Here is a 12,699-nt window from a genome sequence, read left to right as displayed (position 1 = left end):
GATTGCTAAAATTTTATAATTAGCAATCCATTCACTCCTTTCAATCGTACATATTGACTCTATTTGGAGCGATACATGTACTTAGAAAAAGAAACTTTAAATCTACCAATTCCCCCAGAAAACTCGCTAGACGAGCATCAAAAACAGCTATATAGCAAAGACCCTCAAAAATTCTTAAAGAGCGTTGATTTTATTCACGCATCAATAAAGTATATGGTCGACAACCACATAGAAAAAATCAATGTTACCAACAAACAGACCATATTCATTTATGATGATGGCACACAAGAATTTTGGATTGAATGCAATAAAAATAGAAAAAGTTTTAAGTTTCAAATTATAGAAGAATCGCCAGTTATCTTAGATGACAGCGAATACATCACTATTTGTAAACTTGCACACTTGGTGAGACAAGATCAATTGAGATATTTTTAGTATTTATCATAGAAAACTTTGTCATCTATTTTCATTAGCTGGTTCCACAATTGTTCAGATAGATTTGGATATAGCGAGTAAAACTGGTGACTGAAAACTAAATAACCATAATTTTCTACGATAGGAATTCTATTTTCAACAAAATTTATGGGCAGGTTTTTATGTTGGCAGTCACTCAGTGAAATACCTACTCGACCATTAAAAAGTAACTCGTGGGCTTGCTTAACCGACACGGTTTCGTAGATTTGAAAACCTTTTTTCTTCAAATCTTCAACAAGCGAATAGCCTCTTGGCACAGAGATACCTTGTGGCATGTCTACTAATAATTCATGACCATTCCATTTTAAGGGCACATTTTTTTTATGGATAAAACAAGTTGCAGTGCTTGAAATTGCTCGCTCATTATCGAGCTCATTGTTTATAGTTTTAGGGTACTTTGCAAACGCCTCTCTGCTGACTGAGTGCCTTGCAATCAAGGCATCAACTTTACCAAGCTTTAAATCGTTTAAACAACGTTTCCATGGCTCACGAACAAACTCAATTTGTATATTGGAGAGCATTTCATCAAGTTTTTGCATAATCTCGATTGCGGCGCCTGGTTTTTCACTAGGTGTTAAGACACCTTCACCACGATAATGAGGCAAAAGCTCTTTACTCTCATAGCAAAACTTGAGCGTTGTTGCCTGAGCAGTTACGCAAGCAGTCAAACAGATTAAATACAAAAAACGTTGAAACATATGATTTTTAAACTTTGACAATTACCGTAATTTTAGCCTTATATTTCACAATGAACAGTTATTTTTAATCCTTTCATCTAACTCAATGCATCGCAAACTGTCACATTTACATCATCAAAACATCATAAAACATATGTTTTAATTGCTGGTATAGACCAGATGGAGTTTTTATGAAAAATAACTATTTATTACTGACCCCCGGCCCACTCAGCACATCAAAAACAGTGAAAGAAGCCATGTTACAAGATTGGTGCACTTGGGATGACGATTACAACATTGGGATTGTAGAAAAAATTAGAACCCAGCTATGTTCTCTTGCCGGTAGCACTGAACTATTAACTGCCACTTTAATGCAAGGCAGTGGCACAGCTTCTGTTGAAGCGGCCCTGGGCACTTTTATCTCAAAAAAAGACACTTTACTTGTTATAAATAATGGCGCTTATGGTGCGCGTATTAAACAAATCTCAGACTATCTCAACCTCAACGTCATTAGTTTAGATTTTGCAGAGACGCACTATCCTGACGTTGGTCAAATTGAGCAAACGCTTAAAGATAACCCTCACATCAGTCATGTTGCCATGGTTCATTGCGAAACGACGACTGGCATGCTTAACCCACTAGAAGCAGTGGCAGAGCTTGTGAACCATTACAATAAAACGTTTATTTTAGATGCAATGAGTAGTTTTGGTGGAATACCCATCGATATGATAAAGCTAGGTGTTGATGTTTTAATTAGCTCTTCGAATAAGTGCATTCAAGGGGTTCCTGGCTTTGGCTTTGTGATCTGCAAACACGCATTAATTTCACAGTGCAAAGGCAATGCCCACTCTCTATCTTTAGATCTGTATGATCAATGGCAAACTATGGAACAGAATAATGGTAAATGGCGCTTTACTTCACCTACACACGTAGTGAGAGCATTTTCACAAGCATTGATTGAACTTGAACAAGAAGGGGGGATTGATGCAAGGTATAGCCGTTATAAATCAAACCAGTCTTTACTTATCAGTGGAATGAGAGATCTTGGCTTTGAGACACTTTTGCCCGATCCGTTGCATTCACCAATAATTACCTCGTTTTATTCGCCAAACGAACCTGAATATGACTTTAAACAATTTTATGAAAAGCTAAAGTCGCTTGGCTTTGTTATCTATCCAGGAAAAGTGTCAGACGCTGACTGCTTTAGAATAGGCAATATTGGTGAAGTGTATCAAAAAGACATAGAAGGCTTATTATACGCCGTTAATGAAGCGAAATACTGGTAGTTTTTACTATCTTTAAATGAAAAATTTCCCGGAAAGTAAAGCAAAAGCCTATGTATAACTGACCAGTCGCTTTTGCTTTTTTTATCATCCGAATTTCTAATCGGTATGGGCTCAGAAGTTCTGTGTAAAATTTAAGTGGGTCATCAACACCCTTCCACTACCATTTCAATACAATCATGTAGCCAGAATTCAATGTTAAAGTCGACCAAGCTATCTTCGTTATCATAACGCGCCCTTTGCACTTTTAAGCAAGGCGTACCGCTATTTTTTTCAAGCAATTCAGCCGCATAATCAGGGAGCACCGTGACACTGATATTGCACTGCTCATGAGAAATATCAACCTGATAATGTTGTTTCATAACATCTGTAATTGAGCCATTTAAAATTTGTTTTTCGAGATGGGTGAAACGCGCAGCAAGACAGTGAATTTCTTCAACTAGTACACCTCTGCCATCTAAATATCTAGTTCGGGTCAATTTGTAAATTGGCTTATCATCAAAGTGAGTAAATGCAATGCTGTGCTCATTGGAGGGGGCCACCAGCTCGATGACTTTGGTAGAGGGCGTAAATCCTTGAGATTCAGATAAAGCGTTAAAATTCACTTTGCGTGCTGGATGCCATTTTAACTTTTCAGGGGTAACAAACCAGCCTCTGCGTTTTTGACTGTAGATCACGCCTTCAGATTCTAACCTGGCTAGTGCTTCTCTCACTGTGATCCTTGTAGAGTTAAACTGCTCTTGCAAACTGCGCTCCGAAGGAAGTTTAGAACCGGCTTTTAAACGCCCTTCATTGACCAGATTTTGAATATGATTTCTGATGATTTGATACAACAACATAAGCAACTTATTTAACTAACTATTTAATTGACTGAACAGCGCTAGCTTACTGCAGTTTTATGACAAACAGAATCTAGTGATAATTTGAACAAAGCGAATTTGTTGTCTAAGTTGTAATAATTAAACTGATATCTTAACGTGAAACAATTCAGAAATATTAACTTACATAAATAAATATTTTGTACCTTAATGGTTTAGTGATTTTATTATGTATAATTGTTTCAGTATCGTCATTTTTACATCATTGAAGTCTGATTAATGAAATTTTCTTTTCGTCAATTTATTTACCTACCTATCTGTGTTTTCAGTTTATTTTGTTGCACTTTGAACCCAGCTTATGCAAACGAGCAATTCACAATTGCAGTGATAGGTAAAACCAAAAATGATTCATTTTACGAGCAATCTTTTAAAGGATGCCTAAATTTCGCCAGCAAGGTTAATAATCTAAAATGCATCTATGATGGCGCTGATGATTATCAAGATGTAAGAACTCAATCTTTAGTGATTAGTGAATTGGCTGAGCAAAGTGTCGATGCTTTTTTAGTCTCAACCACTGACTCTGAATATTTAGTGACGCATGCCCTCAAAAACTTAAAAAAGAAAAATATTCCAGTTATCACATTCGACTCTGACTTATTGTCCAAACATCAACAATACAGGCTTGCTTACATAGGCACGAATAATTTTGATTTTGGTGTCGCCCTAGGTAAGTTGGCAATAAAATACAAAACAGCTGAAAAACAAAGCATTTGTCTACAGTCGGGGCATCAAACTACCCCAAACCTGAACGCCCGCCTTGCAGGGGTGCGTCATGCCTTATCTGGTCAAAGTAAAAAGCGTCTGTCTGGTGACAGTGGTTGGGTAGAGCACCCTCGCTGCCCGCTTTATACCATGGGGAAAAGACATGCTTCGTTGGAACAAGTAAAGCGGTTTTCTTCTCTAAAAAATCCGCCAATATTCTTGGCTGTGGCAGGGTTTGCTCAGTTTAACCCTGACTATATAGAGACGATGAAAGCAGCAAAGGATAAAATAGCCGACGGTAACTTTGTGATGATCTCAGCTGACACAGAGCAAATTCAACTTGATGCGCTCAAGCACGGCCTCTCGACAGTAAATTTAGGACAAAAGCCATTCGAGATGGGCAGGAAAAGCGCCGAGCTAATGTACAACTACCTCACGCAGGGCGCAAAACCTGAACTAGACAAATACTATTTAGATTATCACTTGTGCGATAAATCTAATTTTGAGACCTGTACAGTAAATTATTAATTTCTCGTGTAAACCGACAAAATTGGAAATTTATTTTCACCAAAACTCAAAGTAATAGACTGTGTTTCATTGCCACTAAATGGCTGTTTGAAGTTTATGGGGGAATACCTTGAACCGTCTGCGAACAACGCCATGATGTGTTTTGCTTGTAACTCTCTGCGGCCGCTCGATTGATTAGTAATGGTTAAAATTCCCCAACGCTCTCCATTGTCATTACTCATTAACACAAAATGGTCAATGGCAAATTCACTCTCGTCTGGATACACATTAGCGTCGTTTTCAAAAGCAAATTTAACTTGGCTGACATCAACTCTATCCAAAGACAAGACATCATTATTTGCAGCTAAACTAAAGCACGCAACCAGCAATAATATTGAAATAACGTATTTATACATATCCTAATGCACCTCAAATCAAATGGTGTTTATAACCAATGATATATGAATCCTCTCTTAATTTACCTAATAAGGTACAAGTACATATTTATAAATGCAAGGTTCTACCACTTGATGAAAACCCTTTGTATTATCGCTTGTTCAATGAAGTATCCACTTTAGCGGCTGAACCACTGAGTTTACTTAGATAATTGTCCCAAGGTGCCACTTGTTTATTCAAATCTTCGGCATATTCCTTTCGACGAATAGCATTTCGCACCATGTATGCCCCTATGGTTCTAACAGGCTCAACAGGAAACTGTGCAATAGGTTGATTAACTAAGCCACAATCTCGCCACTTATCTGCTTTGTTCAGAATTAAACTCGCCAAAATGTTACCGCCAAGGTAGCTCTGCACAACGCCATTACCTGAGTATCCGCTGCCATAATAAATGTTCTTCTGAGTTTTTAATTGCCCAAAAAAAGGCAGTCCACTGACACTTCTATCAGACGGTCCTGTCCAACTTCTCTCGATTTCTAAGCCGCTATGATTAAAAAAATAGTGCCAGTAATGCTTCATCATTTCTAAATATCTACTTGGCTGTTCAAACCTCTTTGACACATGATTTGCATAGCTAAAATAGTTGCCGCCTTTGCCAAGCATTAGTCTACCAGATGTCGTGGTTCGATAATAATTTACGAAAATTCGGCTATCTATAATCGGAGCACCATGATCCAGCCTCATTGCTTTAATGGCTTCTGGGTTGGCTTTGCTGATAACCATATCACTTGAAACTAACACCACAGAACGCGCAAATTGTGGCTCAAGTTTAGGGAGCCAAGCATTCACTGCAAACACCATTTTATTGGCTTTGATCATGCCTCGGTCGGTTTTTATATTCAAAGTTTCATCGCCCTGATAGTGAATATACTTGGTCCGTTCATATATTTTCACTCCAAGTTGCTTGGCCACTCTAAATAAACCTCGGACTAATTTGGCAGGCTGAACACTGCCTGCATGAGGTGAAAATATTGAAGATAAATTCGCTTTAGAGCCTGTCATTTTAAGCTTATCTTGTGTAACACTTTGCCAAGCATTGAGTTGATGTGTAGCAAGTAAATCGAGCACAGGTTTAAAGGCATTTTGCTGTGAGGCGTTCGATGCCGTATAAAACGTACCATCGACTCGACAATCACAGTCAATGGCATATTTTTCAGTGAACGCTTTAATCTCATGTACTGCTTGTTCAGAGGCTTTAACCAAATTAATCGCCCGCTCTAAACCAACTTGCTTAATTAAGCTACCAAACTTTGTAGACCAAGTGAGCATAGCACCGCCATTTCTGCCTGAGGCACCTTGTCCGCACAAGTCCTTTTCGATAATCACAACATCAAGCTCGGGCTTTGTAAGCTTCAGATTAATTGCTGTCCAAAGCCCTGTAAAACCACCACCAATAATACATACATCTGTGGTTATATCATGAGTCAAGTGTGAGGCAGATTTTTCATCTGCCTCAGTTATCGCCTCATCGAACCAAAAAGGCACATATCGCATTAAGGTCTTTCTCCTCTTGCTATTCTGGCTTCTATCGCATGTAAAATCGGCTCAATATCAGCTAGCGAATCAATAACATAATGGGCACCCGCCGAAGCCAATTGCGCATAAGCTTTTCGAGTAAGCGACGCCAGTGTTGCTTCACTCTCATTTGCCCATTCCTGCTCGCTCAAGCCAATGGCATTACCTGTAACGGCTATGCCTACTGTCCACATCCCTGCATTTAACCCTTCACTAATACCATGTATTGAATCATCTACCTTTACGCAGGCACTTACTCGAGAAATACCCAGTCTTTGCACATTTTCTAATGCCATCCAAGGCCCAGGACGAGAGCCAGCTTCGCACTCATCACTTGCAACCACACAATCTGGTTTATAACCATATTCTGCCGCAGCAGGCACCAAGACATCCATCACAGGTTTTGGATACCCTGAGCAACTGCCTATTTTGACGTTATCAGATTGCAATCGATGTATCACAGGTAGAACACCTTCGATTGGTGCAGCACGATCAGCTACCTTAGCCTGCTGTAAAGGCATAAATGTATTGTAAATGTGGTCGACATCTTCTTTATTAGGTAAACGACCGAATTGATTTTGCCAACGCTCTCGAATTGAACCTGTATTTAACAATGTATGAATATGGTCCCACTTCCCCATTCCCATTGGGCCACGAGCTTCTTCAAGACTAATCTCAAAATCAAAGCCTTGCTTAAAAGCCTCAACAAAAATACTCGTGGGTGCGATTGAGCCATAATCCACGACGGTGCCCGCCCAATCTAAAATTAGCGCTTCAATATGTTTCATTTTGATGTTCCTGTTCGTTAGTTTTGATGTGCTGGTTGTAGAGAGTAACCAGGCTTAAAAGGTTTAAGTTTGAAACTGAAATACAGTAAAGAGCTCACCACCAGCACACTGGCAATAGCCGCTACCCAGTAACAAGCCATAATAAAAAAGTTCAACCAGCTTAATTCTGGTGATGCAAAAGTTTTGTACAGTAAAATGCCAACTGAGCCGACATAACCTGCTGAATCGGCGAGATAAAGTAAAAAACCTGCGTTAGCCGTTGAACCAACTGCTGAGATCATTCGGTCAAATAAAAAGCAATTATAGGGGATGTAACTGATGTAAAGTCCTGCGCCAAGCAGCACCATCCACGCTTTAGCATCCAGCAAACTCTGCTCGAACGCCCATGTGCTTATTGCCAATAAAGCCGTGCCCAGTAATATAAAACCGTGATTGGCAAAAAATGCGATACGGTTATTTTTAATCAATACCAAAGCCGCTAACGCAATTAAGACAATTAAAGCTATTCGAACGCCTGCATAAGCAAAAATTGCAGGCTCTTGTCCATACCCAAGTGCGTGCCAAATTTCTGAAGAAAAGTTATCTCGAAAATCTCGAAACCCAGTGAAGAGTAAAAAGCTTAATACCAGTAAGGTTATGCCAACCCCGTACTCTTTGAAAAATGCCCACCTTTGCGCGCCGTTCATTGGGGCTCTTTTTTGTCTGGCTTGCTCGTCTGATTCTGTAGGCGCCGGTAAACTGTTCAAACACAACACAGAGATAACCAAAAGAGGTAAGAAAATGGCGCCGGTTACTGCAGGCATCCACATTTCCGATACCTGTATTTCAACCATAAGCCATTTCCCCACAGTACGAACTAAGCCCGACGCAAGAATAAATGTCACACTTAACACTGCACCAAGTAACTCGGTGGTTTTACGTCCTTCTAGATAACTAAAAACCAGACCCCAGATCATGCCAAGCGATAAGCCATTAAAAAATAACCAAATCACATTGAGTGGTGAAGGTGAGATAGCAAATAAGATCAAGGCAAGTTCGGCACTCACTATCATCCATAGAATGGTTTTTGCTCGGTTTGCATGCTGCATCTCAGCAATGACTTTTACACCGATAAATTTAGCCACTAAGTAGCCAAATACTTGCGATAAAATCAAAGCTATTTTGAAACTCACGAGCCAGTTGTCTTGATCCAGCTCAGTATAACTATTAACCGAAAAGGGCTTTCGAAATGCATACATACAGAAATACGTCATAAACGCACTACAGGCAGCAAATGCGACAAAAGCGAGCCCTTGAGTTGGCCTTAACCATTTTGGCGGCACTTGCCAAAGCGATAAAGAGTTCATAAGTAAACCTTGAGAATTAAGAGGCCAGTTTCTGACCTCGTAAAACAGCTTAAAAATAAAAGAAACTAAAACTAGGCGTTGAAGTTACCGTTAAAATTGGTAGTTAAAGCCAACCATTGCGCGCATACCGTAGTACTCAACTTGCAGCGGTCGGCCCTTTTCGCCCATGTAGTATTCAAGTGCTTCATTGGTGAGATTATTAAGCTCTAGATAAATCAAAGCTTGTTCGTTGATTTGATAAGAAGTGGTAAAATCAACACTGGTATTTGCGCCATAATAACTGTCGCTTTGTGCTGATTTGCCATGCTCTTCGATATAAGCACCTTTATGATTCAAAGCGATACGAGCTGCAAATTTTGTGTCATCGTAATAAAGGGTAAAGTTATATAATTCTTTTGCTTGTCTTGGAATTGCTACCTTGCCTACCCGCTCAGGAATGGTCATTTCTGAGTCCATAAATGTAGCATTAGTCATAACACCAAAGTTTTCTAACTGTGGAGAAATGAAACCAAGGTCACGATTAAACGCAAACTCTATTCCTGCAAGCCACGCGCTGTCGCCATTTTCTGGGCGAACAATATTAACGCCATCACGGCCGTTGTAATTGCCAATCGAACGTTTTTCGAAAATTGGATCTTGAATGTCTTTATAAAACACACCTGCAGACACTAAACCTACTCTGTCAAAGTAGTGCTCTAACATTAAATCTAAGTTGTTAGAATAAGTTGGCTCTAGCGCAGGGTTACCTGAATCAAGCTTGTTGTCTGCTTCTAGATAAGTTGCCCCAGGAGTCAATGAGCCAAAGTCTGGTCGAGCAAAGCTTCTTGTTAATGCAACACGATAATTCGTTGACTCATCAGCACGATAGGTAAGATGTAATGCTGGCAGCACAGAAAGATATTCATTACTCTGCATAGTTTCTACAGTTTGTTGTTGGTCAGCTAAGTAGGTGTAGCCGGATACACTGGTCTTAGTTTGCGTCAGTCGGAGTCCTGCGAGTATTTCTAACTGCGCGCTCATTTGATACGTTGCCATACCGTAGAGTGAAGTATGGGTTTCGTCTACATCAAAATTTCGACCGAGTGCGCCACCATTGCTGATGAGTGCTGATTCACCATCAACCAATCTAAATTTCTCGCGGTTTGTATTCCAAAATGCCATTGCATCTTCAGTTGTGGCCACTTGAGAAAACTGTGCTTGGTAATTGAAATTAGCTTCTGATAGGTAATCGCTTCGACCGGGTTGATCAACAAGTGTAAAATCAGCAAGTGTTGGCGCTGTACCGAATTCATCACTATTCCACTCGTAAAACTCATCCGAAAAATCCGCATAACGTACTTTATCTCTGTACTTAGCACCGAATTGATAGGTTAGGTCTGAATCTCTTTGCCATTCAAAATCAAGGTTAGCAACCAGTCTGTCCTTTTCCTTAACATACACTTTATAGAGCTCAACCCAAGACAAGCCTGCTTGAGTTGCATCCAGTGCGAAACCATTTGCAAAATGGTTACTGATAGCATTCCAAGGATCTGCGCCCCCATCAACTAAGTTATACGCGTAGTTTTTTCCATTTTGCGCTTCTTGCAAACCAACATAACCAACGTTTTTCTGGTCAAAACGCATAACAAAATAGCTGTTATCTTTACCATTTGGTTTATCACCATATTTGAACTCATTTTCATAGCTCGCTAACTGCCAGTTTATGGTTTTGTCAAAGCCAATATTGTGGACACCCGCGAACTCTAAGCCATTCATTTCTGTAATTAGTTCATTGCGAATATGCTGCAGTTCTACTCTGTCTTTATCAAAACGAAGTCGATGTTTGTAGTGCGTTTCATCATCAATCAAGGTGCCATATAATGCACTTGCACTGATACTGCCATTCTCCAAGTCGTATTCAATAGAACCATTTAAACCATATGTTTCGCGGGTTCCTGTGTAATCTCTCAGCTCTAGTCGATAAATACCGAAGCTTTCGCTTTCACCTCGACGTCTTGGTTCGTAATTATCGGTTGCCCAATCTCGCTTCCAAGCCGTGGCATTGACAATAAAACCGAGTTTGTCATCAAGTAAGCGGTCTCCATAAACCACATTTGCCGAGTAATTTGTCCCCTCTGCTAGCTCGTTCTGACCTAATGCAAAGTTTGTTTTAAACACAAAGTCATCCGCCGATTTTTTAGTTATGAAATTAACGCTGCCACCAATTGCATCGCCTTCCATATCTGGGGTGATGGCTTTAGATACTTCAACAAACTCAATTAACTCGCTCGGGAAAAAATCAAATGCCGTTGCCCTACTGGTTGTTTCTTCTTCTGCAGTTGGAAGCCGATTGCCGTTGATACTTGCCGAGCTCCATTGCGATGGTAAGCCACGAACTGCTACAAAGCGCCCTTCCCCTTGATCACGTTCAATTGATACACCAGGAATACGTTGCACCGCTTCTGCTGCATTTCTGTCAGGTAACTTTCCGATACCGTCAGCGGCTATAACACTGATAATATTCGAGGCATTTTTTTGATTGTTGGCAGCTGCCATTTCGCCCCGAAAAATTTGACCCACACTCACAACCTCTTCTATTTGTTGTTGCGAGTTTAAGGTGATTGGTTCGAGTAAAGTAATTTCAGAGTCTAGTACTTTTACTTTTACTTCCGCGCTGTCATATCCTATGTAGCTCACTAAAAGTGTATATTCGCCACTTTTCACATTCGGCAATTCAAATCGACCGCGATAATCTGTTACCGCCGTTGCTTTTTGCCCCTTCACGGTGATCATTACACCTGACAAATGACTATGCAGATCTTTTACTGAACCAACAAGTTTGCCATTTGATGCAAAAGAATGTGCGCTTTGAGCCAGCAATATTGCAGCTGCTACATAGGATAGTTTTTTCATTACATTTATCTCTAATTTTGGGTTTAAATCTGGTCTAGTCCAGATTGATTTTGCATAGAGTAAACGTGATTTCTTACAAACTCGTGACGCTTTAGTTAAGGCTTTATTGTAGAAATATGTAGAGTAAAACTAATTCAAAACCCAATCGCACTGCTTAACAGCCACAAACCATGGGCGATTAAACTCTTGATTAGCTTTATTTTCTGGTGCTTGTAAAGAGATGTTCATGAATTCGGCAAGATACTTATATATGTGTATTTTGACCTTAATGTCTTCTAAATTCGAATATGCCTCTTTTAGTTTTTGAATTTGCTGAGCGGTAATTTTTCCTCCCTGAAGCTGTAAATACCTTTGATGGATCCAGTACAAAAGAGATTGTTTAGATTGATTCGGAAAAGCGAGGGTCAAGGTTGCCGTTGGTGAATACAAGCGCTGATAATCTAAAAACTTGTCTTGTAGTAAGAATGAAAAAAGTAAATTAATGCTAGCTGTCACTATGCCTGAGCGCTTATCAATTAGTTGATAGCCTTTTAATGCTTGTCGGTAATACGCTTCAGCCTCTTTAATATTGCCTACATCAAATTCAATCATTCCGAGGTTATTATCTATCATTGCAATGATGTTTCCTCGATTTGTCTCTACTGCCAATGCGCGGGCTTTTTTATAAAGTAACCTAGCGCTGTGATAATCGCTTTGTTGGCGTGCAACCAATGCCAAACTATTCGTTAAAGTTAACCTTTGTGTTCCATTTTGCGCATATTTATAAGCACACTCTAAACTTTTTTGCGCATCGGCCAGAAATTGCTTTTTCCTAAGATAGATCCCAGTTCCACTCAGAAACGAAGTTAGATGGGCTTTAAAGTAGGGATGCTCTTTGTGGTGAAATACGGTTTCTAAAGACTCACTAAGTTTATCTAATTGGTTTGTAGGTACAGCGGCTCTCATTCTGATCAAATGCCACCTGATCAATTGCTCGACAGCTATTCCATCTTTGTTTATTTTCTCTAATTTTAGCAAAGATGTTGCTGGGTTGACCGTCAAGTAGTCTTCAGCCTCAGTGATCTTTTCTTCAAAACTAACCTTGGCTACTGAAGCAAATGACAGAATGAAAATAACACTGAAAATAAAACGTATCATGTAAGAAGCTTAAATTTACTAAAGTCTATAAATAATAGTAAATT

General features: G+C 39.6%; 11 protein-coding genes. 3 read left to right on the top strand and 8 right to left on the bottom strand.

The genetic code is table 11. The features are described from left to right. Window positions 1-75: 75 nt before the first annotated feature. A complete protein-coding gene (locus tag AAEU28_RS00120) occupies window positions 76-435 on the top strand; it encodes a hypothetical protein (RefSeq protein ID WP_421962431.1) in 360 nt (119 codons plus the stop codon). Here the strand turns inward: AAEU28_RS00120 and AAEU28_RS00115 are convergent. Continuing rightward, on the bottom strand, window positions 432-1,172 hold the full coding sequence (locus tag AAEU28_RS00115) for a hypothetical protein (protein ID WP_421962430.1): 741 nt from the start codon (window positions 1,170-1,172) through the stop codon (window positions 432-434). The two genes, AAEU28_RS00120 and AAEU28_RS00115, sit on opposite strands and share 4 nt — an antisense overlap. A gap of 170 nt (window positions 1,173-1,342) precedes the next feature. Between AAEU28_RS00115 and phnW the strand changes: the two genes are divergently transcribed. After that, the gene (gene phnW, locus AAEU28_RS00110; RefSeq protein WP_421962429.1) at window positions 1,343-2,437 is read left to right on the top strand and encodes a 2-aminoethylphosphonate--pyruvate transaminase; all 1,095 of its coding nucleotides are present in this window, start codon (window positions 1,343-1,345) and stop codon (window positions 2,435-2,437) included. A gap of 143 nt (window positions 2,438-2,580) precedes the next feature. Here the strand turns inward: phnW and AAEU28_RS00105 are convergent, their stop codons facing one another. Next, a complete protein-coding gene (locus AAEU28_RS00105) occupies window positions 2,581-3,273 on the bottom strand; it encodes a UTRA domain-containing protein (RefSeq protein WP_421962428.1) in 693 nt (230 codons plus the stop codon). 258 nt (window positions 3,274-3,531) lie between these two features. Between AAEU28_RS00105 and AAEU28_RS00100 the strand changes: the two genes are divergently transcribed. Continuing rightward, window positions 3,532-4,542 carry a substrate-binding domain-containing protein gene (locus AAEU28_RS00100; RefSeq protein ID WP_421962427.1) on the top strand — a complete coding sequence of 337 codons (1,011 nt, stop codon included), beginning with the start codon at window positions 3,532-3,534 and terminating at the stop codon, window positions 4,540-4,542. Here AAEU28_RS00100 and AAEU28_RS00095 read toward each other — a convergent pair. From AAEU28_RS00095 to AAEU28_RS00070, 6 genes are all read right to left on the bottom strand, one after another. After that, window positions 4,539-4,937, bottom strand: coding sequence for a hypothetical protein (locus AAEU28_RS00095; protein WP_421962426.1), 399 nt, complete (start codon window positions 4,935-4,937; stop codon window positions 4,539-4,541). The two genes, AAEU28_RS00100 and AAEU28_RS00095, sit on opposite strands and share 4 nt — an antisense overlap. Window positions 4,938-5,067: 130 nt before the next feature. Beyond that, window positions 5,068-6,471 carry an FAD-dependent oxidoreductase gene (locus tag AAEU28_RS00090; protein ID WP_421962425.1) on the bottom strand — a complete coding sequence of 468 codons (1,404 nt, stop codon included), beginning with the start codon at window positions 6,469-6,471 and terminating at the stop codon, window positions 5,068-5,070. Next, window positions 6,471-7,280, bottom strand: a complete 810-nt coding sequence (gene phnX, locus AAEU28_RS00085; RefSeq protein WP_421962424.1) for a phosphonoacetaldehyde hydrolase — start codon at window positions 7,278-7,280, stop codon at window positions 6,471-6,473. Before phnX ends, AAEU28_RS00090 begins: the two co-directional genes overlap by 1 nt. A gap of 17 nt (window positions 7,281-7,297) precedes the next feature. After that, window positions 7,298-8,626: a DUF5690 family protein gene (locus tag AAEU28_RS00080; protein ID WP_421962423.1), complete on the bottom strand. Its 1,329-nt coding sequence runs from the start codon at window positions 8,624-8,626 to the stop codon at window positions 7,298-7,300. Window positions 8,627-8,716: 90 nt separating this feature from the next. Further along, window positions 8,717-11,518, bottom strand: a complete 2,802-nt coding sequence (locus AAEU28_RS00075) for a TonB-dependent receptor (RefSeq protein ID WP_421962422.1) — start codon at window positions 11,516-11,518, stop codon at window positions 8,717-8,719. 129 nt (window positions 11,519-11,647) lie between these two features. Next, window positions 11,648-12,655: a tetratricopeptide repeat protein gene (locus AAEU28_RS00070; RefSeq protein ID WP_421962421.1), complete on the bottom strand. Its 1,008-nt coding sequence runs from the start codon at window positions 12,653-12,655 to the stop codon at window positions 11,648-11,650. Window positions 12,656-12,699 lie beyond the last annotated feature (44 nt).

Source organism: Pseudoalteromonas sp. SS15, assembly GCF_049257195.1.
GTDB lineage: Bacteria > Pseudomonadota > Gammaproteobacteria > Enterobacterales > Alteromonadaceae > Pseudoalteromonas.
This window is presented reverse-complemented; position numbering and strand designations above follow the sequence as displayed.